Annotated in this window: 21 protein-coding genes; 11 read left to right on the top strand and 10 right to left on the bottom strand. The window is 72.2% G+C overall.

The features are described 5' to 3' along the window. Positions 1-11: 11 nt before the first annotated feature. From ACZ6S0_RS34310 to ACZ6S0_RS34295, 4 genes are all read left to right on the top strand, one after another. A complete protein-coding gene (locus tag ACZ6S0_RS34310) occupies positions 12-758 on the top strand; it encodes a sugar isomerase domain-containing protein (protein WP_465923466.1) in 747 nt (248 codons plus the stop codon). Beyond that, positions 755-1,780, top strand: coding sequence for a hypothetical protein (locus ACZ6S0_RS34305; RefSeq protein ID WP_465923465.1), 1,026 nt, complete (start codon positions 755-757; stop codon positions 1,778-1,780). The genes ACZ6S0_RS34310 and ACZ6S0_RS34305 overlap by 4 nt, the downstream gene beginning before the upstream one ends. After that, positions 1,777-2,709: an N-acetylglucosamine kinase gene (locus tag ACZ6S0_RS34300; protein WP_465923464.1), complete on the top strand. Its 933-nt coding sequence runs from the start codon at positions 1,777-1,779 to the stop codon at positions 2,707-2,709. Before ACZ6S0_RS34305 ends, ACZ6S0_RS34300 begins: the two co-directional genes overlap by 4 nt. A gap of 124 nt (positions 2,710-2,833) precedes the next feature. Continuing rightward, a complete protein-coding gene (locus ACZ6S0_RS34295) occupies positions 2,834-3,154 on the top strand; it encodes a YbaB/EbfC family nucleoid-associated protein (RefSeq protein ID WP_465923463.1) in 321 nt (106 codons plus the stop codon). Between the two features lie 4 nt (positions 3,155-3,158). Here the strand turns inward: ACZ6S0_RS34295 and ACZ6S0_RS34290 are convergent, their stop codons facing one another. From ACZ6S0_RS34290 to ACZ6S0_RS34275, 4 genes are all read right to left on the bottom strand, one after another. After that, the gene (locus tag ACZ6S0_RS34290) at positions 3,159-4,112 is read right to left on the bottom strand and encodes a WXG100-like domain-containing protein (protein WP_465923462.1); all 954 of its coding nucleotides are present in this window, start codon (positions 4,110-4,112) and stop codon (positions 3,159-3,161) included. Between the two features lie 10 nt (positions 4,113-4,122). Continuing rightward, positions 4,123-4,524 (bottom strand): hypothetical protein, encoded by a 402-nt coding sequence (locus ACZ6S0_RS34285; protein ID WP_465923461.1) that lies wholly within the window; start codon positions 4,522-4,524, stop codon positions 4,123-4,125. A 104-nt stretch (positions 4,525-4,628) separates the two neighbouring features. Beyond that, positions 4,629-5,837, bottom strand: coding sequence for a Gfo/Idh/MocA family protein (locus ACZ6S0_RS34280; RefSeq protein ID WP_465923460.1), 1,209 nt, complete (start codon positions 5,835-5,837; stop codon positions 4,629-4,631). Beyond that, the gene (locus tag ACZ6S0_RS34275; protein ID WP_465923459.1) at positions 5,834-6,586 is read right to left on the bottom strand and encodes an SDR family NAD(P)-dependent oxidoreductase; all 753 of its coding nucleotides are present in this window, start codon (positions 6,584-6,586) and stop codon (positions 5,834-5,836) included. Before ACZ6S0_RS34275 ends, ACZ6S0_RS34280 begins: the two co-directional genes overlap by 4 nt. Before the next feature lie 148 nt (positions 6,587-6,734). Between ACZ6S0_RS34275 and ACZ6S0_RS34270 the strand changes: the two genes are divergently transcribed. The 7 genes from ACZ6S0_RS34270 (at position 6,735) to ACZ6S0_RS34240 (ending at position 15,607) form a co-directional block, all read left to right on the top strand. After that, entirely contained in the window at positions 6,735-7,928 is a 1,194-nt protein-coding gene (locus ACZ6S0_RS34270; protein WP_465923458.1) for an N-acetylglucosamine-6-phosphate deacetylase, read from the top strand. Beyond that, complete coding sequence (locus tag ACZ6S0_RS34265) at positions 7,921-9,408, top strand: UxaA family hydrolase (protein ID WP_465923457.1); 1,488 nt, start codon at positions 7,921-7,923, stop codon at positions 9,406-9,408. Before ACZ6S0_RS34270 ends, ACZ6S0_RS34265 begins: the two co-directional genes overlap by 8 nt. Next, complete coding sequence (locus ACZ6S0_RS34260) at positions 9,408-10,727, top strand: mannitol dehydrogenase family protein (protein ID WP_465923456.1); 1,320 nt, start codon at positions 9,408-9,410, stop codon at positions 10,725-10,727. The genes ACZ6S0_RS34265 and ACZ6S0_RS34260 overlap by 1 nt, the downstream gene beginning before the upstream one ends. Then, positions 10,724-11,512: a 6-phosphogluconolactonase gene (locus tag ACZ6S0_RS34255; protein WP_465923455.1), complete on the top strand. Its 789-nt coding sequence runs from the start codon at positions 10,724-10,726 to the stop codon at positions 11,510-11,512. Before ACZ6S0_RS34260 ends, ACZ6S0_RS34255 begins: the two co-directional genes overlap by 4 nt. After that, positions 11,502-12,731, top strand: a complete 1,230-nt coding sequence (locus ACZ6S0_RS34250; RefSeq protein WP_465923454.1) for a Gfo/Idh/MocA family protein — start codon at positions 11,502-11,504, stop codon at positions 12,729-12,731. The genes ACZ6S0_RS34255 and ACZ6S0_RS34250 overlap by 11 nt, the downstream gene beginning before the upstream one ends. Before the next feature lie 75 nt (positions 12,732-12,806). Next, positions 12,807-13,796 carry a LacI family DNA-binding transcriptional regulator gene (locus tag ACZ6S0_RS34245; protein ID WP_465923453.1) on the top strand — a complete coding sequence of 330 codons (990 nt, stop codon included), beginning with the start codon at positions 12,807-12,809 and terminating at the stop codon, positions 13,794-13,796. Beyond that, on the top strand, positions 13,793-15,607 hold the full coding sequence (locus ACZ6S0_RS34240) for an alpha/beta hydrolase family protein (protein ID WP_465923452.1): 1,815 nt from the start codon (positions 13,793-13,795) through the stop codon (positions 15,605-15,607). Before ACZ6S0_RS34245 ends, ACZ6S0_RS34240 begins: the two co-directional genes overlap by 4 nt. 64 nt (positions 15,608-15,671) lie before the next feature. Here ACZ6S0_RS34240 and ACZ6S0_RS34235 read toward each other — a convergent pair whose 3' ends face one another. Genes ACZ6S0_RS34235 through ACZ6S0_RS34210 form a run of 6 tightly spaced genes read right to left on the bottom strand, consistent with a single transcriptional unit; the run spans position 15,672 to position 22,691 of the window. Next, positions 15,672-16,253, bottom strand: coding sequence for an SGNH/GDSL hydrolase family protein (locus ACZ6S0_RS34235; RefSeq protein WP_465923451.1), 582 nt, complete (start codon positions 16,251-16,253; stop codon positions 15,672-15,674). Further along, positions 16,250-17,131 carry a carbohydrate ABC transporter permease gene (locus tag ACZ6S0_RS34230; protein WP_465923450.1) on the bottom strand — a complete coding sequence of 294 codons (882 nt, stop codon included), beginning with the start codon at positions 17,129-17,131 and terminating at the stop codon, positions 16,250-16,252. Before ACZ6S0_RS34230 ends, ACZ6S0_RS34235 begins: the two co-directional genes overlap by 4 nt. After that, a complete protein-coding gene (locus ACZ6S0_RS34225; protein WP_465923449.1) occupies positions 17,128-18,099 on the bottom strand; it encodes an ABC transporter permease in 972 nt (323 codons plus the stop codon). Before ACZ6S0_RS34225 ends, ACZ6S0_RS34230 begins: the two co-directional genes overlap by 4 nt. An 11-nt stretch (positions 18,100-18,110) precedes the next feature. After that, complete coding sequence (locus tag ACZ6S0_RS34220; protein WP_465923448.1) at positions 18,111-19,865, bottom strand: family 20 glycosylhydrolase; 1,755 nt, start codon at positions 19,863-19,865, stop codon at positions 18,111-18,113. A 12-nt stretch (positions 19,866-19,877) separates the two neighbouring features. Beyond that, positions 19,878-21,074, bottom strand: a complete 1,197-nt coding sequence (locus ACZ6S0_RS34215) for a hypothetical protein (RefSeq protein WP_465923447.1) — start codon at positions 21,072-21,074, stop codon at positions 19,878-19,880. A gap of 3 nt (positions 21,075-21,077) precedes the next feature. Continuing rightward, positions 21,078-22,691 carry an extracellular solute-binding protein gene (locus ACZ6S0_RS34210; protein WP_465923446.1) on the bottom strand — a complete coding sequence of 538 codons (1,614 nt, stop codon included), beginning with the start codon at positions 22,689-22,691 and terminating at the stop codon, positions 21,078-21,080. Positions 22,692-23,435: the final 744 nt, after the last annotated feature.

Genomic DNA, 23,435 nt, shown 5'->3' with positions numbered 1-23,435 from the left:
GGAAACCATCTATGGATCTTGTGATGGCCTTCGCCGACGAGGCCCGCTCCCGCCTGGACCAGTTGGTGACCGGCCAACTGCCCACCATCAGGCGGGCGGGGGCGCTGATCGCCGAGACCGTACGCGCCGGCGGCGTCGTGCACGCGTACGGGACAGGGCACTCGGAGGCGGTCGCGCTGGAGGTGGCGGGCCGGGCGGGCGGGTTGATCCCCACCAACCGGCTCGCCCTGCGCGACCCGGTGGTGCTGGGCTCGGCCGACCCGCACGAGTTCGACCCGCTGGCCGAGCGCGACCCGCACACCGCGCACCAGGTGCTGGCCCTGCACACGATCGAGCAGACGGACGCCTTCGTCATCGCCTCCAACTCGGGCGGCAACGGCTCGACCGTGGAGATGGCCCGGCTGGTCAAGGAACGCGGCCTGCCGCTGATCGCGATCACCTCGCTGGCCCACTCCGGCGCCATCACCTCGCGCCATCCGTCGGGGGAGCGGCTGTTCGAGCTGGCGGACATCGTGATCGACAACCTCGCCCCGTACGGCGACGCCGTCCTGCCGACCGAGCACGGCCCGGTCTGCGGCATCTCCTCGATCACCTCGGCGCTGATCGTGCAGTTGATGGTCGCCGAGGCGATCGGCCTGCTCCTGGCCGAGGGAACGGTCCCGCCGGTCTACCTGTCGGCCAACATCCCCGGCGCCGACGCGCACAACGACGCCCTTGTGACCCGCTACACCGGGCGGATCAGGACGGGGGCGCTGTGAACCTGACGATCGCCGCCTTCTGGCCTCCGCCTCCCCACGAGACGACGGCCGCCCGCTACCGGGAGATCGCCGAGGCCGGCATCGACCTGGTCATCACCGGCAACTACCTCAACGACCGCGTCATCCTGCGACACGCGCTGGCCCAAGCCGAGGAGGCGGGGCTCGGCGTGCTGGTCGCCTCCGACCCGCGCGTGGACGTGCTCATGCGCGACCTGGACGTGGACCCCGCGCCGCTGCTCGGCCGCGTGGTCGACGACTACCGCCCGTACCGCTCCTTCCGCGGTCTCAGCCTCATGGACGAGCCGCACGCCGAGCAGTTCCCCAGAGTGGCGGCCGGGGTCGCCGCCGCGCGCGCGGCCGGCGCCTTCGCCTATGCCAACCTCTTCCCGAGCCACGCCACCGGTACCTACGACGCGTACGTGGGGGAGTACGCCAGAATCGTCCGCCCAGACGTGCTCTCGTTCGACCGCTATCCGTTCCTGGCCGACGGCTTCGACGAGGGCTACCTCGCCGACCTCGCGACGGTGCGCGAGCACGCGCGCCGAGCCGGCGTGCCCGCCTGGATGTACGTGCAGACGCTCGCCTACGACGGGCACCGCGAGCCGTCGGCCGCCGAGATGGCCTGGCAGGTCAACACCGCCCTGGCCTACGGCTACACCGGCGTCCAGTACTTCACCTACTGGACGCCCGACCCGGCGCGCGGCGAGGGCTTCCAGCCGGCGCTCATCGGCGGGGACGGCGTCCGGACCGAGCGCTACGGCGTCGTGCGCGACCTCAACACCCGCTGGCTTCGCCCGGTGGCGGCGGAGCTGACCGGCTGGACGTCGGTCGACCGCATCGGCGACGTCCTGGTGGGCCACTACGGCGAGCGCCTGCGGTTCGTCTGCAACGCCCGCTTCGACGAGCCGGTCGAGGCCACGCTCGACGGGATCACCGAGGCTTTCGACCCGGCAACCGGTTCCTACGAGCGCTGCGGCACGACCTTCACCCTCGACCCCGGCGCGGCCAGGCTGGTCCGGTGATCCTCTTCGCCGGCATCGACGCCGGAGGCACCACCACCCGGGCCGCCCTCCACACGGCCGACGGCGCCCGGCTCGGGTACGGCACCGCAGGACCGGGCAACCCCGCCGCGCACGGAGCCGCGGCGGCCGCGGCGGCGATCGAGCAGGCCCTGCGCCGCGCGCTCGACGGCCTGGACCCCTCACTGGTGGCCGCCTCGGTGGCGGGGGTGGCGGGCGCGGACGACGGCTTCGCCGAGGTGCTGCGCCGCGCCTGGGCCGCGTGCGGCATCGCGGCGCCGCCCAGGCTGGTGGGCGACGTGGAGGTCGCCTACGCGGCCGGCACCCCGGCGCCCTCCGGCCTGCTGCTGCTCGCCGGAACGGGGGCGGCGGCCGCCCGCTTCGCCGACCACACGGTGGCGGCCGTCGCCGACGGGCTCGGGTGGCTGCTCGGCGACGAGGGAGGAGGGTTCTGGATCGGCCGGGCCGGAGTACGCGCGGCCGTCCGCGCGCTCGATCGCGGCCTGCCGTACGGGCGGCTGGTGGAGCTGGTCAGCGCCCACTTCGGCGTGCAGGGCGAGCCGCGGTGGCGCGCCGACCGCATCGTGCGGCTGGCGCAGGCCGACCGGATGATGGTGGCGGCGGCGTCACCGCTCGTGGCCGAGGCGGCGGCGGCCGGGGACGGGCGCGCGGCGGAGATCGTCGGCGAGGCCGCGCGGCGGCTGGTGGCGACGGCGGACCGGTTGGCCGGCGAAGGGCCGATCGTGCTGGCCGGCGGCGTCCTGACCGCCGACGGTCCGGTACGCACGACGGTCATGACGCTGCTGACCGGTCGAGACGTGGTCACCGCGCGGGACGGCGCGGCCGGGGCGAGCTGGCTGGCCGCGCTCGACCGGCTCGGCGACCTCGGCACGCACACACGCTTCACGGCGGCGCCGGCCGCACCACGGTGACGGCGGCGCGGATCTTCCCATCGGGGCGAGCAGCCCTTCAGCGCCGTTCAACGAGAATTCAGGTGCCGAATATCTGTATGGGGGCTATTGCTACTTATGTGATGTATGGGGTAAATCATATTCTATGATGGAACGTGACCATAAAACCGGTGATCTCGAGCTGGATCGACTGATCTCGGAGTTTCAGGCCAACTCCGCGGAATTCTCTGATGTGATCCGCCAGGTGGAAGACGTCGTCGGCGAGGCGGAGAGCAGGGACGGCAACATCAGGGTGCGGGTTTCTTCGTCGGGGCAGTTGGTCGGATTACGCATCGATCCGAGAGCCATGAAGATCGGATCTCAGGAATTGGCCGAGGCGATCGTGGAGTTGTCGCAGACGGCCACCGAGGACGCGGCGCGCCGGCTCATGGAGGTGGCGCGGCCCCACCTCGAAAACGGACGGTAGGCGGTCATTTGAGGCGGGGAATGAAGCTCCGGGTGCCGTGGATAAGGAACTTCTGGTACATCTCCTCCTCGGTGAGACCATTCTCGGCGCCGAACCAGGGATTGTCGCCACGCTGCGCGTCGATGGCCATCGAGTACGTGGTCGAGGCCGCCAGACGCGGAACGAAGCTGCCGGTGTTGAGGGCCGTGCCGTTCGGCAGATGGTACGTGGTGCCGAGGGCCCGCAGACCGGGCACCTTGGACATCAGGGCCGCGCCGCCGTCGGCGACCCCGTCGAAGGCCATGTTGGCGACGAAGTGCTGGAGAAACGTGGTGAGGTTGTGGTCGACCGACCTGACCTCGTTGCCGGACAGGTCGGTCTCGATGCCGCCCACGAGGTTGAACCCCAGGGGAATCGCCACCTGGCCCAAGGCGTAGGCCGCGCTGTCGGCGACGTAGTAGGCCAAGGTGGGCAGTACCAGGGTGACCCAGCGACGCGCGGACAGCTTGAACAGGATCGCCTTCCGCCGCATGATCGCCTGCAGGAGCTTCCAGGTGAGTACCTGGAATCCGATGGTGAACATCATTTCCACCGTCATGATCCAGCACAGGACCCTGATCGCGTGGTTGACGTTCTCGACCACGTCGGCGTAGGCGCGGCAGGCGGCCGCCGCCCTGCGGTGCTTGAGCGAGACCGCGAGAACGGCGTGGCCGAAGTCCTCGGCCCAGAAACGTGCGAACTCGTCGACCGCCGGGCCGGAACAGTTCCTCCAGACGCGTTCGGCGGCGTTGTTCGCCTCACGGAAGTGCCGGTCGATCTCGTCGGCGATCTCGTCGAGCACGTCCGCCGCCGCCCGGATCTTCTCGGGGTCGCCTTCGAGGTAGGAGACGCCGAACAGGAACTCGGGCGCCAGCGCCCCGGCCAGGCCGACGCCGGCCATGCCACCCAGCGCGACCTTGGTCGCGAGTCCGACAGGCATGTTCGCCTGCTCAGCTCAGTTCCACCGGGGAGGTGGGAACGGCTATCTCGTCGTCCCCGCGCCTGGCGAACTCGACGAGTTCCCCGACGGAGGCGTACGTGTCGACCGTGGAGGCCCAGTCGGCCGCCTTGACGTTGCCGCTCATCGCCACCACGCCGACTCCGATGTCCTGGTACGCCCTGGTGAGGTTGCGCAGGGCGGTGCTCAGGTCGTCGTACGCGGCGTCGAAACCGGGGTGGCCGTCGGCGCCCCTGCGGAAGGTCTGGGTGGCCTCGTCGGTCGCCGGGTTGCCGAAGTGGGGGAGGAGGGCGTCCAGGCTGGTGAGCAGCCCGCTGACGGCACGGCTGAACTCGCCGCCTTCTGCATGGAGGTCGTCGCCGCTGCTCCGCATGATCGAGTGGTTGATCTCCAAGGCGATTCCCTCCCGTAGCCGTCTTCCGCCCTCCATTCTCGGAACTACTCATTTCGTACAAATGACCTTGTTGTTGCCGTTGGGAACTCTGTGGCCGGCCGGGCTCAGTCCGGCGGTCGCGCGGGCGTCCCGGCCGGGGGCGTCTGGCCGGTCGCGAAGTACGCCGCCAGCTCGCGGGAGACCGGCGGGACCGCGCGCGGCCTCGAACCGTCCCGCAGCGACTCGGTCGCCAGCGCCGCCGTGGCGACCGCGTCGCGGGCCGCGACGGGGGAGGTCTCCGTGGCTCCGCCGTGCCGGGCGAAGCGCAGGAACTCGCTCATCAGCGCGCGGTCGGCTCCTCCGTGGCCGCCCGCCCGCTCACGTACCGGCAGCACGAGGTCGCCGTCGGCGTCGTAGTCGCGGCGGCCGCGGTTCCACACCCGGATGACGCTCTCGCCCCGATGGTCGCCGAAGTTCTCCATCCGGCCCTCGGCGCCGATCACCGTGTAGTTGCGCCAGTAGTCGGGCGTGTAGTGGCACTGCTGGTAGCTGGCCTGGACGCCGTTGTCCAGGTGCATCAGCATCATCGACAGGTCTTCCACGTCCACGACCGGGTTGAGCCCGCGCTGGGCGAGCGGCGGCCAGTTGCGCGCCGGGTCGAACCAGCGCTCGTCCTTCTCCTGGCCGTCGGCGTGCCGGTCGGTGACACGGTTGTAGACCGACAGGCCGCCCATGGCGGTGACGAGTTCGGTGCGCGCGCCGCTGAGCCAGTGGATGACGTCGATGTCGTGCGCGCCCTTCTGCAGCAGCAGCCCGGTGGTGCGGCGGCGGTCGGCGTGCCAGTCCTTGAAGTAGTAGTCGCCGCCGTGGCCGACGAAGTGGCGGCACCAGATCGCGCGTACCTCGCCGATCGTGCCCTGCCGGATGAGTTCGCGCAGTTGCCTGACGACCGGCATGTGGCGCATGTTGTGGCCCACGTAGAGTCGCGCGCGGTGGCGCATCGCGGCTTCCAGGACGTCGTCGCAGTCGCGCACGGTGACGGCCAGCGGCTTCTCCACGAACGTCGGCAGGCCGCGGGAGAGCGCCTCGACGGCGTGCGCGGCGTGCAGGTGGTCGGGTGTGGCGACGATGACGGCGTCCACGTCGTCGAGCGCGTCCCGCACCCGCGTCGACGTACGCGTCCCCGGGCCGAAGAGCCGCCGGGCCGCTGCCAGCCGGCCCTCGTCCAGGTCGCAGACCGACTCCACGCGGGCGCCCCCGCCCGGCCGGTGCGCCTCCTGGGCGATGCTGATCCGCTGGCCCGCGCCTATCACGGCCAGCCGCAGGTCGTTCACCGCAGGTAGTCCTCGGTCAGGATGTCGGACACCAGGCGGGCGTTGCCGGCGCTCAGCCCGCCGTCCACCCGCAGGACGGTGCCGGTGATCCAGGCGGCCTCGTCGGACGCGAGGTAGAGCACCGCGGCGGCGACGTCGGCGGGGGTGCCGATGCGGCCGAGCGGGTACCAGGAGGTCAGCCGCTCCATCAGGCCGGGGTCGCGGGCCAGCCGTTCGTCCCAGATGGGGGTGCGCACGGTGGCGGGGGCGACCAGGTTGACCCTGACCCCCTTCGGCCCGTACCTGACCGCCAGCCCTCTCGTCAGGCTCTCCAGCCCGGCCTTCGCCGCGCTGTAGGCGTCGTTGCCGAAGAAGGCCGAGGCGTTGATGGACCCCACCATCACCACGCTGCCGCCGCCGCGCTCGGCCATGCGCGGGATCAGCGCCTGGCACACGAGGAAGGGGCCTTTGAGCACCGAGGCCAGGTCGGCGTCCCACTCCTGCTCGCCCAGTTCGGGGAAGGGGGTGTCGGAGCAGGTCGCGGCGTTGTTGACCAGGAGGTCGGGGACGTAGTCGATCGCGCGGACCGCCGCCGCGTCGGTGACGTCCAGCCGCAGGGGGGTGGCGCCGAGTTCGTCGGCCGCGCGCCACGGGTCGAGGTCGGCGATGGCGACGTCGGCCCCCTCGGCGAGCAGGCGGCGCGCGATCTCCTCGCCGATGCCGGAACCCGCGCCGGTGACGAGGGCTCTTCTCCCGTCGAACCTGGCCATGGCCGCTCCTTCCCGGTGGTGTCGATCGATCTTAGGGGGCATGGGTACGGAGTGCGCAAGCGATTGCCGCAATTTCCATACGATGCTTGATCGAACCCAGTTTCATAGGGTAGACAAGGTGCGCAACCGCTTGCACCGAGAGGATCACATGAAGGGTTACGCGCTCGTCGGCGCCCGGGTGGTGTTGCAGGACCGGGTCGACGACGAGTTGGCCGTGCTGGTGCGCGACGGCCTCATCGAGGCTCTGACCGCCCCCGGCGACCTGCCGGCCGGGGTGGTCAGGATCGACGCGGGAGGCCGCTACCTGACGCCGGGGCTGATCGACCTGCACGCGCACGGAGCGGCGGGCCACGGGTTCGACGCCCCCAGCCGCGCCGGGTACGAGAGTGTGCTGGCCGCGCACGCCGGGTTCGGGGTGACGGCGATGGCGGCCTCGCTGGCCACCGCCGGGCTCGGCCAGTTGGCGGAGACCCTGGCCTTCGGCACGGCGCTGGCGGCCGATCCGCCCGGTGACGGCGCGCGCCTGCTCGGCGTGCACCTGGAGGGGCCCTTCCTCGCGCCCGAGCAGGCGGGGGCCCACGATCCGGCCCTGCTGATCCCTCCGTCCGCGGCGGCGGTCGAGCGGCTGCTGGCCGCGGGGCGCCCCACGATGATCACCCTCGCCCCTGAACTGCCGGGCGGCATCGAGGCCGTCCGCGCCTTCGCCGCCGCGGGAACGGTCGTCGCCATCGGGCACAGCCAAGCGTGCGGAGCGCGCTTCGCCGAGGCCGTCGCCGCCGGAGCGACCCACCTCACCCACCTGTGGAGCGGCCAGTCGTCGCTCACCCGCGAGGGCCCGTGGCGCGTGCCCGGCCTGCTGGAGGAGTCGCTGGCCTCCACGGGCCTGACCGCGGAGGTCATCGCCGACGGCCGGCACCTGCCGGTCGAGCTGCTGCGCATCGCCTTCCGCTGCCTCGGCGGGCGGCTCTGCGCGGTGTCCGACGCCACGCCGGGGGCCGGGCTGGCGGACGGCACGCCGTACCGGCTGGGCGCGCTGGAGTGCGTCGTCGAGGACGGGGTGGGCATGCTCCCCTCGGCGGGCTGCTTCGCGGGCAGCACGACCGGGCTCGACCGGATGGTGGGGCACCTGCACGCGGCGGCAGGGCTGCCCGCGCACGAGGCGGTCGCGATGGCGACCTCCGTGCCCGCCCGGGTGCTCGGCCTGCGCCGCCAGGGCACGCTCCGCCAGGGGCACCTGGCCGACCTGGCGCTGTTCGACGAGGACTTCACCGCGCGCGCCACGATCGTGGGCGGCCGGTGGGTGGTGGACAAGGACGGGATCGGGGAGAGGGCTCATGGCTGAGGACGTACTGCTGCTGCGCGAGGACGACGACGTCGCCGTCGCGCTGCGCGACCTGGCGGCGGGGGAGCAGGTGCCTGTCGGCGGCGGATGGCTGCAGGTCGCCGGCGCCGTCCCGCGCGGGCACAAGCTCGCGTTACGCGCGCTGCCGCGCGGCACCTGGGTCCGCAAGTACGGCCAGCGCATCGGCGTCGCGGACGCGGACATCCCCGCGGGCGCCCACGTCCACACCCACAACCTCGCCTACGAGGACGACCAGGGCCGCCTGCGGGCGCCCGCGAAGGCCCCGGAGCGCCTGCCCGCCCGGCCCGCGGCCACCTTCGACGGCTACCTGCGCCGGGACGGCGGCGTCGGCACGCGCAACTACCTGGGCATTCTCACGTCGGTCAACTGCTCGGCCACGGTCGCCAAGCTCGCCGCCCTGCGCCTGTCAGACGCGCTGCCGCCCGGCGTGGACGGCGTCGTGGCGCTCACCCACGGCACCGGCTGCGGCCTGGACGAGAGCGGCGAGGGCCAGGCGATCCTCCGCCGCACCCTGGAGGGCTACGCCCGGCACCCCAACTTCGCCGGCCTCGTCATGATCGGCCTCGGCTGTGAGGTCAACCAGATCTCCGCGCTCGACCTGCCCGTACCCGCTCTCACCATCCAGGAGCACGGCGGCACCGCCGGCACGGTCGCCGCCGCCGTGTCCGCGCTGACGGAGGTGGCCGCCGAGGCGGGCGCCGCCCTGCGTACCCCGGTGCCCGCCTCCGAGCTGGTGCTGGGCCTGCAGTGCGGCGGCTCCGACGGCTACTCGGGCCTGACCGCCAACCCCGCCCTCGGCGTCGCCGCCGACCTGCTGGTCGCCCAGGGCGGCACGGCGATCCTGGGCGAGACCCCGGAGATCTACGGCGCGGAACACCTGCTCGCCGAGCGGGCCGCCCGCCCCGAGGTCGCCGAACGCCTCATGGCGCGCATCGCCTGGTGGCGCGAGTACGTGGCGGCCCACGGCGGCAGCATGGACCACAACCCCTCGCCGGGAAACCGCGCGGGCGGCATCACCACGATCCTGGAGAAGTCGCTCGGCGCGGTGACGAAGGGCGGCACCAGCCCGCTGACCGCCGTCCACGAGTACGCCGAGCCCGTCACGGAACGCGGCCTGGTCTTCATGGACACCCCCGGCTACGACCCCGTCTCGGCCACCGGCATGGTGGCCGGCGGCGCCAACCTGATCTGCTTCACCACCGGCCGGGGCTCGGTGTACGGCTGCCGCCCCGTCCCCAGCGTGAAGGTGGCCACCAACACCGAGATGTACCGGCGCCTGTCCGACGACATGGACCTCAACTGCGGCACGATCGCCGACGGCGAGGAGGACCTGCACGCGGCCGGGTCGCGCCTGTTCGACCTGCTCCTGGAGGTCGCCTCCGGCCGGCGCACCCGCAGCGAGGAACTGGGCTTCGGCGCGGAGGAGTTCGTCCCCTGGCAGATCGGCGCGGTGATGTGATGACCGGCCACGGCGAGGGCGTGCTCCATCTCGGCCTGGGCGCGTTCCACCGTGCCCACCAGGCCGTCTACACGCACCTGGCGGGAGGCTGGCGGGTCTGCGCGGTCGCGCCCCGCTCGGCGGGGGTGGTCGAGGCGCTGCGCGCGCAGGGCCACCGCTACCACGTGCTGGTGCGCGAGCACGAACGGGCCTGGGCCGAACCGGTCACCGCGATCGGGCGCACGCTGCACGCCCCCACGCAGCGGACCGAGGTGATCGCCCGGCTGGCCGACCCGGCCACCCGCGTGGTCACGTTGACGATCACCGAGAAGGCGTACGCCGACGCGTCGCCGGGCGCTCCCATGCGGCTGCTGGCCGACGGGCTCGCGGCGCGGGCGGCGGCGGGCGGCCCGCCGCTGGCGGTGGTGTGCTGCGACAACCTGCCGGGCAACGGCCCGGCGACCAGACGCGCCGTGCTGGCGGCCTGCGACGACCGCACGGCCGCCTGGGTGGCGGACGGCGTCGCCTTCCCCGCCACCGTGGTGGACCGCATCGTGCCCGCCACGAGCCCGGCCGACTACGCGCTGGCCGCCGAGCTGACCGGAGTGCCCGACAGGGCGGCCGTGGTGGCCGAGCCGTACCGGATGTGGGTCCTGCAGGACCGCTTCCCCGGCGGGCGCCCCGCCTGGGAGCGGGCGGGTGCGGTCTTCACCGACGACGTCGCCCGCCACGAGCGGGCCAAGATCAGGGTGCTCAACGGGGTGCACAGCGCGCTGGCCTACGCCGGAGCCCTCACCGGGCACGACCGCATCGACCAGGCGCTCGGCGATCCGGCGCTGGCGGGCTTCGCCAGGCTGCTCGCCCACCGCGACGTGCTGCCCACGCTCGACCCGCCGCCCGGCACCGACCTGGGGGAGTACGCGGCCACCGCCCTGCGCCGCATGCGCAACCCCGCCCTGGGCCACCGCTGCGCCCAGGTGGCCGCCGACGGCTCGCTCAAGGTGCCGATCAGGCTGCTCGGCACCGTACGGGAACGGCTGGCGGCGGGGGCGGAGCCGCGCTGGGCCTGCCTGGCCGTCGCCGCCTGGCTGCGGCACGTCGTCACCGGCACGGCCGACGACGGCGGCCCCGTGGAGGTCGACGACCCGAACGCGGCCAGGCTGCGGGAACTCGCCCGAGGGGAGCCCGCAGAACGCCTCGACGCCCTGCTCGGCGCGGACGACATCTTCGGCCCCGACCTGCCGTACGAGCGGCGCTTCACCGACCTGCTCCGCGCGGACCTGCGCGCCATGGCCCGGCACGGCGCCGGGGAGCTCATCAGAAAGGAAGTCGCACTGTGACCCAGCCTCTCGCCCGGTTCGACGCGGGGCACCTGGCCGTCGGCGTGCACGCCGACCAGGCGGCGCTCGCCACCGCCGCCGCCCGGCACACCGCCGGCGTGCTGCGTGAGCGTGTCGCGGCCGGCGGCGCGGCACGGGTGGTCATCGCCACCGGCAACTCGCAGCTCGCCTTCGTCCGGGCGCTGCGCGAGGAGGAGGTGCCGTGGGAGGCGGTCACCGTCTTCCACATGGACGAGTACGCCGGGCTCCCGGCCGGCCACTCCGCCGCGTTCCGCCGCTGGATCAAGGAGAACGTGGCCGACCCCTTCGGCCCCGCCGCCGTCCACTACATCGGCGGCGACGCCCCCGACGCCGAGGCCGAGTGCGGCCGCTACGCCGACCTGCTGCGCGCCGCCCCGCTCGACCTGGTCTGCCTGGGCATCGGCGAGAACGGCCACCTGGCCTTCAACGAGCCCCACGAGGCCGACCCCGCCGACCCGCACTGGGTGAAGGTCATCACGCTCGCCGAGCGGTCCCGGCTGCAGCAGGTCGGCGAGGGCCACTTCGCCACGGTCGCCGACGTGCCCGCCACGGCCATCACGCTGACCGTGCCCGCCCTGCTCAGCGCGTCGGTCGTGCAGGCCGTCGTGCCCGAGCGGCGCAAGGCCGAGGCCGTCAGGGACAGCCTGCTCGGGCCGGTCGGCGCGCACTGCCCCGCCACGTTCCTGCGCGAGAAGCGGGGCGCGGTGCTCTTCCTCGACCCCGGCTCGGCGGCTCTGGTGCCGGAGGCGGCCCATGTCCGGTGACGCGCCCAGCAGAGAACCCAGGAGACGCTACGCGCTGTCGGGGATGAGCGCGCGGGCTATGTCGGTGTTCGCCCGCCCCCTGCTCGGCCCGTACGCGGCCCACGGCGAACTGGTGGCGGTCCTGGATCCCGACAGGGACCGGGTCGCGGAGTTCGACGAACGCCTGGCCTGGTACGCCCCCGGCGACTTCGACCGCATGGTCGCCGCCACCCGTCCCGACACGCTGCTGGTGGCCGGGCCCGACCACACCCACGCCGAGGCGATCATGGCGGGCCTCCGGCACGGCCTACGGGTGATCTCGGAAAAGCCCATGGTCACCACCGCCGAGGCCGCCGCCCGCGTCCTCGCGGCGGCCGCTCCCGGCCAGGTGCGGGTCGCGCACAACCTGCGCCACGCCCCCCGCCACCGGCTCGTCAAACGGCTGCTCGACGAGGGCGCGGTCGGCCGGGTGCTCGGCGTCGAGCTGGTCTGGAACGTCGAGACGCTCCACGGGGCCAGCTACTTCCGCCGGTGGAACCGGCGGGCGGCGCTGTCGGGCGGGCTCCAGGTGCACAAGAGCTGCCACCACTTCGACCTGGTCGGCTGGTGGCTGGGTGACGTGCCACGGCAGGTGTTCGCCTCGGGCTCGCGGGCGTACTTCGGGGCGGACAGCCCGCACAACCCCGGCGCCGCGCTGCCGGTGTCCGAGCAGCGGGCCAGGTGCCCGTACGGGCGGCGCTGGCGGGAGGAGGGCGTGGAGCTGCCCGAGCTGCGCGGCCACCAGTACGACGGGCCCGAGCGCTACCTCTACGACGCCGAGATCGACATCGAGGACAACTACGCGGCGCTGGTGCGTTACCGTGGCGGCGCGCACTTGTCGTACTCCATCCAGTTCTCCGCGCCGTGGGAGGGCTACCGGCTGGGGATCAACGGCACGCACGGCCGCATCGAGACCAGCCTGGAGTACGGCAGGCAGGCGGGTCCCGGGCAGCCGCCCGTCGTGCTGTACCCGATGTTCGGCGAGCGCCGTGACATCGAGGTGGACGGGGAGGACGGCGGCCATCTGGGAGCCGACGAGCGGCTGGTGCGCGAGCTGTTCGCCGAGGGCGGCGGCCGGCTGGCGGACGCCGCGGAGGCGGCGTGGGCGGTGGCGCTCGGCGAAGGCGTGCGCAGGTCGCTGCTGACCGGCGCGGCCGTCGATGTCGAAGCTCTGCTCACAACCGCTTGCGATGCGAAATAGGTGGGGATCGGAGAGGATTGTGGGAGGCTTCCTGCAAGCGCTTGCGAAGAACTGGTCGAGGAAGGGGAGGTGGCCATGACCGTCACGCTGGCCGAGGTGGCCGAGGCGTGTGGGCTGTCGCCGTCCACGGTGTCACGCGCGCTGTCGGACCCCGGCCGGGTCAGCGCCCAGACCCGCGACAAGGTGCAACGGGTGGCTCGCGAGCTCGGCTACACCCCCAACCGGGTGGCGCGCTCGCTGTCGATGGGACGTACCGGGACGATCGGGCTCATCGTGCCCGACGTCGCCAACCCGTTCTTCCCGCCGATCATCAAGGCGGTGCAGGCCCGCGCGGCGCGCAAGGACCTGGCGGTGGTGCTGGCCGACACAGACGAGCGGCCCGCCGACGAGCTGGAGCGCGCCCGGGTGCTCGCCAAGCAGGTCGACGGGCTCATCATGGTCTCGCCGCGCACCACCGAGGCCAGGATCGGGGAGATCGGCGCGCTCGGGCCGACCGTGTTCGTCAACCGGCACGTGCCCGGCGAGCCGACGGTCATCATCGACAACGCCGACGGCGTCAGGCAGGCCGTCGAGCACCTCGTCGCCCTCGGCCACCGCGCCATCGGCTACCTGGCCGGTCCCCGGCGCTCGTGGTCCAACAAGCAGCGCAGCACCGCGATCGCCGACGCCTGCGCGCACCTCGGGGCCGAGCTGACCGTCTTCGGCCCGTTCGAGCCGCAGGTCCAGGCGGGCGTGCAGGCCGCCGACCTGCTGTACGGCAGCGCGGTCACGGCCGTCGTCGCCTACGACGACCTGATCGCGCTGGGCGTCATGGCCCGGATGGCCGAGCGAGGGCAGAGCATCGGACGCGACCTGAGCGTCATCGGCATCGACGACAGCCCGCTGTCGGGGGTGGCCTACCCCACGCTCACCTCCATCCACGTGCCCGGCGCCGAGGCCGGGGCCACGGCGGTCGACCTGCTGCTCGACGTGATCGACGGCACGGGCGAGGCCGCGCCGCTGGTGGAGCTGGAGACCTACCTGGTGGTGCGCAGCTCGACGGGGCCGTCGCCGGACCGGCGATGACGCTGGTTCACGGCTTCGGGCCGCACCTCGACGGGCGTTTCGACGTCGGCCACGACCTGCAGGCGCACGTATACCGGCGCACGGTCGAGCAGCTACGGCACTGGCGCGCGGTCAACGACGCGCTGTCCACGCCCGAGCAGGTCGCCGTGCGCCAGGCCGCCATCAGGGCGCAGGTGCTCGACTCGCTCGGCGGCCTGCCCGACGCCCGGCAAGCCCCGCCGCGGGCCGAGGCGAGGGGAGTGACGAGACTGGGCGGCATCGACGTCGAGCGGCTGCTGCTGACCACCGCGCCGGGCGTGGCCGTGCCCGCCAACCTGTGGCGTCCCGCGACGGTGGCGGAGCCGGCGGGCGCGGTGCTCTTCGTGTGCGGGCACGGCCAGCAGGCCAAGGCACACCCCGCCTACCAGGCCGTCTGCGCCCGCCTGGCCGGGGCGGGCCTGGTGGTGCTCGCCATGGACCCCATCGGCCAGGGCGAGCGCGCCGGGGCGTCCCGCGACGACGGCGGAGTGTCCGAGCACACCGACGCGGGCGTGCAGTGCTGGTGGGCCGGGCGTTCGGTGGCACGCCACTTCGTCCACGACGCCATGCGCGGCATCGACTACCTGTGCTCCAGGCCGGAGGTGGACCCGGCGCGCGTCGGGATCACCGGCAACAGCGGCGGCGGCACGCTCACCACGCTGATGATGGCGCTGGAGCCCCGGCTGGCCGCCGCCGCGCCCGGCACCTTCGTGACCAGCCGCGAGTCCTACCTCTGGTCGGGACAGGCGCAGGACGCCGAGCAGGTGCTGCCGGGCGGCACGCTGGGCGGCGTCGACCACGAGGACCTGCTCATCGCCATGGCGCCGAAGCCGGTGCTGGTGCTGGCGGCCGACTACGACTTCTTCCCCGTCGAGGGCACCGTCGCCACGGTACGCCGGGCCCGCAGGGTCTACGGCCTGCTGGGCGCCCCCGACCGGCCGGCGCTCGTACGGGCTCCCGTGACGCACGGCTATCATCCGGAGCTGGCCAGGGCGGCGGTCGCCTTCCTCGCCCGCGAGCTGGGCGGTTCCGTCACCGACGACCGCGAGCCAGAGCCGCTGCCCGAGGAGGCGCTGCGCTGCACCCCCGCGGGCGTCTTCCCGGGAACCGCCCACGTCAGGGACCTCAACCTGGGCGAACCCGTCACCCGCAGGGGAACGCGGTGGCTGGCCGAGCGGGTGTTCGCGCACCGCCGCCCGCCCGAGGAGTTCTTCGCCCGCTGGTTCGACCGCGAGGACGGCGTCAGGCAGGTGTTCTGGCGCTCGGAGACGGACCTGTGGGGTTGCGGCGTGCTCGCGGGCCCCGCCGACCAGGCTGAAGAGCTGGTCATCGCGCTGCTCGAGGGCGGCACGGGCGCGCTGCCGCGCCCGGCGCCGGAAGGACGTCTCGTGCTGTACCTGGACGTACGGGGCGTCGGCGCGCTGGCGCCCGCGCCCGTCAACGCCAGGCGGGACGACCGCTACTTCGGCACCACCTACAAGCTGATGACGGACCTTCTCTGGCTGGGCGACAGCCTGTGCGCCGGGCAGGTCTACGACGTGCTGAGGGCCGTGGAGTTCGCCTGGGCCACGCCGGACCTGGCGCCCGCCCGCCGCCGCCTGACCCTGTACGCCGAGGGGGGACATCCCGGGCTGCTGGCCCGCCTGGCCGCCGCGATCGAGCCCAGGGTGACCGGCCTGGAGCTGGCGGACCCGCCCCTCGATCCCCGGGCCGCCCTCGCCGCCCCCGTGGGGCACACCCCGGCCGGGTGGGCGGCGGTGTTCCCCGGCCTCGCCGGACTCGACCTGCCCTGACGTGACCTGCCCTGACGTGACCTACGCGGCGGCGTCCCGATCACGCCGTGAGGGGCGGCCCGGATCACGTCGGCAGCGAGCAGACCGGGCTGTCCGGATCCCAGAGGTCCAGCGCCCGGAACAACGCGCCGGCCAGGGCCCGGTGCCCGTACCCGTTGGGATGGCAGTCGTCGGCCATCCACCGCCCGGGGGCCACGCCCCGCCAGCCCGCGTGGTGGTCGACCAGCACCACCTCGGGGTGGGCCGCCGCCACCTCGCGGACCACCGCGACGTAGGCGGGCAGCCACTCCAGGCGGGCGGGCACCGCCGTGGGCAGAACGGGGTTGGGCGTGTGCAGCACGACCCTGGCCGGGGCCGCCCGCCGCACCAGACCGAGGAGCCCGGAGCGGAAGGCGGGCAGGCCCGCGGGGCCCGCCAGGCAGTCGTTGAGGCCGTACATGACCGAGACCACGCCGGCCCGGAACCGCGAGAGATCGGGAACGGTGAGGCGAGCCCCGCTGACCGCCGTGTTGATCATCACGTCCGCGGGCCGGTTCAGCTCGAAGCGCACCCGTTCGGCCAGGAGCTGGGTGTAGTCACGCAGGCCGCCCGTGTGCTTGGCGCCCTGGGTGACGCTGTCACCGCAGAACAGCCAGGTCGTGCTCACCCCTTCACCGCGCCGACCAGCACGCCCTTGGCGAAGTGGCGCTGGAGGAAGGGGTAGACCAGCAGGATCGGCACCAGCGAGATCACCAGCACGGCCATCTGCATGGCCTGCTGCGGAGGAGGCAGCTCGCCCGCCAGGGCGGTGTTGTCCACTCCCATGGTGCTGTTGTCGACCACGAACGTCCGCAGCACCTGCTGCAGCGGCCAGTCGGCGGCGTCGTTGAGGTAGAGCTGCGCGGAGAAGAAGCTGTTCCAGTACGAGACGGCGTAGAACAGCCCGACCACCGCCAGCACCGCCTTCGACAGCGGCAGCACCACCCGCCACAGCACCTGCAGCTCGCCGGCGCCGTCCATGCGGGCGGAGTCGAGCAGGTCGCGCGGCAGGTCCAGGAAGAACGAGCGGAGGACGACGACGTTGAAGCCGTTGATGAGCACCGGCAGGATCAGCGACCAGTGTGAGTCCAGCAGCCCGAGCTGCCTGACGACCAGGTAGAGCGGGATGATCCCCGGCGAGAACAGCAGCGTGAACAGCACCAGCATCAGCAGCGGCCGGGAGCCGAAGCTGCCGGGCCGCGACAGCGCGTAGGCCAGCAGCCCGCTGCACAACAGGCTCAGCAGCGTGCCCACGACCGTCACCAGCAGCGAGATCACCAGTGCCCTGGTCACCACGCCGCCCGCGAAGACCGCCCGGTAGGCGTCGAAGGTGACCGGCGCGGGCCACAGCACGTAGCCGCCGGCGGCGTTGATCTGCTTCTGCCCCGCCAGGCTGGTGGCGACCACGGCCACGAACGGCAGCACCACCACCGCGCAGCACAGCAGCAGGACCAGCCCTTTCGCGGCGCGCACGGGAGGCGCCGGAGTGTGGGAGTAGGCGCTCATCGCGCGTACACGCCCCTTTCGCCGAAGAGGTGGGCGACCTTGTTCGCGCCGAGCACGAGCGCCACTCCGATCACGCCCTTGACCAGGCCGACCGCGGCCGAGGAGCCCCAGTCACCGTTGATCACCCCGTTGTTGTAGACGTAGGTGTCCAGCACCTCGGACGCCTCCACGCCCACCGCGCGCTGCTGGAGCAGGATCTGCTCGAAGCCGACCGTCAGCGCGTCGCCGAGCTTCAGGATGAGCAGGAGCACGATCACGCCTCTGATGGACGGGAGCGTGATGTGCCAGAGCTGGCGCAGGCGGGAGGCGCCGTCCACCGCCGCTGCCTCGTACAGCGACAGGTCCACCCGCGACAGCGCGGCCAGGAACAGGATCGTCCCCCATCCGGTGTCCTTCCAGATCACCTGGCTGGTGATGACCGCTTTGAACAGTTCGGGATCGCCGATGAGGGTGAAGCCCTCCAGGCTCTTGCTGCGCAGCCAGGCGTTGACCAGGCCGCCGTTGCCGAGCATGTGCTGGAACAGCGCGACCACGATCACCCACGACATGAAGTGCGGCAGGTAGAGCACCGACTGCACCAGGCGCTTGAGCCGCTCGGAGATCAGCGAGTTGAGCAGCAGCGCCAGCGCGATCGGCACCGGGAAGACGAAGACCACCTGGAGGAAGGAGATGATCAGCGTGTTGGCCAGCGCGGTCAGGAACGCCGGGTCCAGATCGAGGATCACGCCGAAGTTGGCCCACCCCACCCACGGGGAGTCGGCGATGCCGATGTAGGGCTGGTAGTCCTTGAAGGCGATCACGTTGCCCAGGAGCGGCACGTACTGGAACAGCAGCACCACCGTCATGCCGGGCACGGCCAGGAGCAGCAGGAAACGGTCACGCGTGAAGCGCTCCCGCCACGTCGGCGTCGCGGGGTCACGGCGGGGCGGCCGTTCCGCGGCCACGCGGTCGGCCTCGAGCAGTGCCATGGTCAATCCCTTCAGGCGATGAAGCTGGCCGAGGCGGTCCTGGCGTACGGCAGGCACTGGGCCAGCGCGCCGTCCGGATAGGGGTCGTGGACCTCGAACTCCTCGGGCCCGAACCGCTCCAGGTGTTCGAGCCTGGCCAGCAGCCCGCCGTACCGCCGGTCGATGACGTCCCAGCCGTACGGCTTGTTGTCGCCGCACCAGGTCCGCCGGTGCAGCTCACGCAGGCGCCGCACCTTCTCCGCCAGCCCCGGTACGGCCCGCCGCTCCCGGTGCAGCTCCACCTTGGCGGCCAGGACCTCGGCCAGCAGCGCGGGCAGCGCGAGCCTGGCGTCGCCGCGCCGCGTGGCGGCCAGCCGTTCCGCCAGCCCGCGGTAGTGGTCGGCGAGCCAGCCGGGCAGCCCGGAGGTGAGGAACCCGAGCACCGGGTCGTGCCACAACAGCCACTTGGCCGGGTTCCCCCGCCAGCGCACCGGGTCGCCGGAGCCGGGCAGGTAGTCCAGCTCGGCGGCGGCCAGCCACGCCTCCCACGTGGCGTCGCAGGAGCCGAGGAAGTTGGCGGCGTGGCCGGTCGAGCCGTAGGCCGAGTCGGCGAACGCCTGTACGGCCGGCAGCGCGGAGAACAGGTCGCACTCGGTGCCGTCGTTGCCCCACATGGTGATGACCACCTCGGGCAGGCGGGCCTGGCGTGCGGCGGTCATGCCTGCGGTGAGCGTGGCCAGCGCCCTGGGCAGCGCCGCCCACAGCCGATGGTGGGTCCACCCGCCGGCCGCGAACACCGGGTCCTTGCCCAGGTGGCGGCGGTGACGCTCGATCCAGTCGGCGTAGAAGGCGCTCTCGCCGTGCTCGTAGTCCCAGTAGACCAGCTCGACCTCGTCCGGAATCTGCCCGGCGACCCAGGAGGGGATCTCGGTGGCCGGGTCGTAGTAGTCGCCGGTGGCCGAGCCGAGCCTGAAGTACATGTCGCTCCAGATCATCGGCCGCAGCCCGTGCTCCTGGCAGATGGCCAGCACGTTCTTCAGGTGCGCGGAGAGGATCTCGAACGGCTGGCGCTCGCCGAACCGGCGCCGGTACTGGCCGGTGCCGATCCCGTGGGCCTCGTCCATGCCGATGTGGATCCTGCGGCTGCGGAAGCAGGAGGCGACGGTGCCGAGGAGCTTGCGGATCAGCTCGTAGCCCTCGGCCGCCTCCGCGAGCAGGACCCGCTCGGTGTCGCGCAGCGGCCAGTAGGCCGGCCACTGGAGGATCTGTTCGAAGTGCCCGAGTGTCTGCACGCACGGGATCACCTCGATCCCCAGGCGGTGCGCCTGGTCGTCGATGGCGCGCAGTTCCTCGGCGGTGTAGGCGCCGCGGGCGTAGCCGAGCATGGGCTCGCCCTCGACCTGGTAGGTGTCCTCCATGTAGAGCCAGAGCGTGTCGATGCCCATCAGGGCGCACTTGCGCAGGTAGGAGGCGATGGTCTCGGGGCGCATGACGGCGTTGCGCGAGGTGTCGAGCATCACCGCGAGCGTGCGGAACGGGCTGGACTCGGCCTGCTCGGGAACGTCGCCCGTGGCGAGGTAGGAGCCCATCGCGACGCCGAGGCCGCGCAGGGCGTCCCGGGTGCGGTCGAAGCCGATGCGCCAGCCGCCCTCCTCACGTGTGATCGAGAAGCCCTCGGCCGTGGCGTCGGGGACCAGCCTGAGCAGTGGCCCTCCGTCCTGCGCGAACCGCCACGGGTACTCCGCGGCCAGCTCTTCGGCCAGTTCGACGGGTGCGGACAGGCGCATCGGCGCGACCTCCTAGGAGTGGGTCAGGACCAGACCTGAGTTGGGCGGCAGCGTCACCTGTCCGGTGTGGGCGACGCCGTGGGTGTCGGTCCAGGTGCCCGCGGGCAGCGTGTGCACGGCCGGCAGGGTGGAGGACGGGTTGACCAGCGTCCGGCCGAGCTGGTAGTCGCGATACCACGCGCCCGAGCCGTCCTGCGCGGGAGCGGCTGTGGGCGTGCCCAGGTTCACGGCCAGCTCGGGCCGGTCCAGCCAGACGCCGTACTCGAAGCGCCCGCACAGGGTCAGCATCGTGCGGGGCTCGCGTACCAGCAGGTAGTTGGCGATGACCCAGTCGATCTGCTGCTGACTGGCGTCCGCCAGGTGCGGGGTGGTGGTCATCCCGACGGAGACGACGGGCTTGCTCGCCACGACCGAGCGGTAGAGGGCGAAGGTCTGCGCCCACTCGTCGTCACTGATGTTGCTGTCCCGGCCGCGGGTGAAGCCGCCCTCGTGCAGCCACAGGTCGACGATCCGCACGGCCTCGGCCGACTGCGCGCGCTGGAAGGCGTTGACGCCGAGCGGGGTGATGTTGCCGGCCAGGCCCACGTCGTAGGTGTGCAGGCGGTCGCGCAGCCAGGTCAGCCAGTCGAGGTACACCTCGGCGTAGGCGGGGTCGTCCAGGCCCGCGTACTGCTGGACCCACGTGCCGGAGGAGTCGAAGTGCCCGGCGGCCGAGGTCCAGTTCCACGGGACCACGTTGTCCAGGGCGATCCACTTGTAGCCGGCCTGGATGTTGGGCAGCACCAGGTTGGTGAAGAAGAACTCGCGGACCGCGGGATCGGCCACGTTCAGGGTGACGATCGGGGAGCTGCCGCTCTGGATGACAGGGGTGACGCGGTCGGCCTGGTACATGATCCAGTCCGGGTGGTTGGCCTGGTACCAGGAAAGGGGCCTGGCCGGGCTGTTGTCCCTGATGGACGGCAGATAGCGGCTCGGCACCACGTCGGACGGCTGCGCGTCCAGCGGGTAGGCGCCCCAGACGAAGGGGACGCGGCCCTGGTAGACCGAACGGTCGGGGATGGCGTTGTCGAAGATCTGGGCACGGGCGATGCCGTCGGGCCGTGGCTGCGGCAGCACCAGGTCGGCCCTGGGCTTCGCGGCGGCGACGGTGACGGTCGAGACGACGACCGCGGCGGCTAAGGCCGTCACGGTGAGCAGACGGCGGATCATCTCTCAGTTCCTCCCTGATTTCTGTAGCGCCTCGCTGTACTCGGCGCGGATCTTGTCCCCGCCGCCCGACCTCCACGCGGCCACGCCCTCGTCCCACGCGGAGACGGGCTTGCGGCCCTGGATGACGTCGGCCTGCAGGTCTTTCATCTTCTTGTCGAGCGCGGCGCCCTGGGCCTGGTCGGTGGGCGAGTACAGTCCGCCGATCGGCCAGGGCTCCGCGGTGGTCAGCGCCTGTTTCTCGGCCTCGTACTCGTTCTTGGTGATGTCGGGGAAGCCGGGCGCGTAGTGCACGACCGGCGAGGCGCCGATGTAGAGGGTCGGCACGGTCGTCTCGGACTTGCCGACGTCGGTGTGGATGGGGTCGCTGCCTTTGAGCGTGAAGTCCCAGTCCTTGACGCCGTAGACGCGCTGCCGGTGCTCGGCGGTGCCGAACGGGGAGACCAGCCAGTTGAGCACCCGCAGCACCTCCTCGACGCGCGCCTTGGGCGCCTTCTTCAGGCCGGTGATGGAGAAGATGGCCGGGCCCAGGTAGTTGGCGGCCTGCCCGCCGCCGTCGAACTTGGGCGCGGCGATGGCTCTGATCTCCGCCTCGGGATCGGCGGCGCGGGCGGCGATGGCGATGTTGGACCAGGTGGACGCGCCGACGTGGATCTTGGTGGCTCCGCTGGACATCCAGGCCACCTTCTGCGCGCTCGTGGCGGTGAACGCGTCGGGGTGGAACGCCTGCTCCTTCCACATCTGGGCGACGATCTCCAGAGCCTTGCGCATCTCGGGGGCCTCGTAGTTCTTGGTGAAGCGCCCGCCCTCGACCTTCCAGTTGTTGGCGATGCCGAGCATGGCGCCGACGTACTCCAGGGTCGCCAGCGGCTCGTCGATGGCCCACTTGTTGGCGGCCGGCTCGATCAGCGCCCGGCACAGCTCCAGGAACTCCTGACCGGTCTTGAGCTCCGTCGTGAGCCCCTTGGCCGCGATGAGGTCGGCGCGCGCCGAGGCGGCCAGCCGGACCGCGGGCAGATGGATGGGGATGCCGTAGATGCCGCCGTTGTAGACGGTGGACTGCCAGCTCACGGTGGGGATGTTGGCCAGGCCGGGGTAGTTCTTGATCTTGTCACCCGACAGGAACTCCGTCAGGTCCTGGAACTTGGCCTCCAGCAGCCCCGGCAGTTGCGGGGTGTTGGCCCTGACCTCCATGGTGTCCGGCAGGTCGCCGCCGGCCATCAGGGTCTGGAACTTGTTGATGTAGTCGGCGGTGGGCGCGCCCGTCACCCGGAGTTCCGCGCCGAGCGAGGCGTTGAGCGCCTGCCAGTAGCGGTTGCCGTCGAGCGGGGTGGGCGGGGTGTTCATCGTGCAGAGCGCGTGGACCGCGCCGCCCTTCGCGGGGGGTTCGGCGGTGAACGCGACCGGGTCGGCGGGGTAGCTGAAGAAGGCGGGCAGCACGCCCTCGGGGGTGCCGGGGAGATCGGGCTTGAGCCCCGCGTAGGGGAGGTAACCGGGCAGGCGGACCGGGCCGCCGCCGGACCTGGCCGCCCCCGAAGTGGTGGCGCCCGAACCGCAGGCGGCCAGCGCGCCTGTCGCCGCAATCCCGAGCGCACCCCTGAGCAACTGCCGTCTGTTCAAGCGGATGTAGTCCATCGAGGAGCCACGCCCTTTCGTGATCGCTCGTGACTGGGGTGGTGCAAAGATTGCAAGCGCTTGTCTAAGTTGTCAATAGTTGCGGGCTCGACAGCAAGTCAGGGCTGGTGAGAACGTAAGGCAAACGCTTGTCATCGTGAGCGCGGGTGGGCGCCTGAGGCTCGGCCGTCTGGGCCGGGCTGGAGGGCGGCGGTCGCGCGCGTCACGCGGCTGCCGACCGGCGACGCGCTCGAAGAAGTCGGAGTTTCTTCGGGGCCGGGCAGCGACGTGATAAAGCCGCAGCGCTTGTTCAGGCGAGTTCGCTCTGGGATTTATCGCGGAGTGGGCCGAGGGTCATCGCCGACTCGTTCTCAACGCCCTCTCCTGGGCGGCGGAACTTGTGCTGGAAGATGGCCAGGAAGGAGCGTTGGAGCAGGCACGGAGGCTCGATCCGGAGACGCGGGGAACCTGCTTTCGCATTGCCCAACGGCAATTGCGTCGATCTGGAAGAGACGATGCCGCAGCGAACTGCTGAAATGCCACGACCGCATCAGCGTGGCCCAGGCATGACCGGGGACTTTCAGTCAGGAAAATGGTCGAGCGAGATGCTTCGCAATCGCAAGGTTCTCGCGGACCTGGAAGTCGCCCCCTGCGCCCTCCTGACGGCACTGGCTGCGTCCATGATCTCCATGGCTGCTCATGCGCGGCGAGCGACCGCGCGATCGCGGCCCTGTCCGCGCGGGCCCCGAA

The sequence above is a fragment of the Nonomuraea sp. NPDC051298 genome (genome assembly GCF_055586305.1).
Note: the sequence above shows the minus strand (reverse complement) of the source record. Positions and strands in the feature narration are given on the sequence as shown.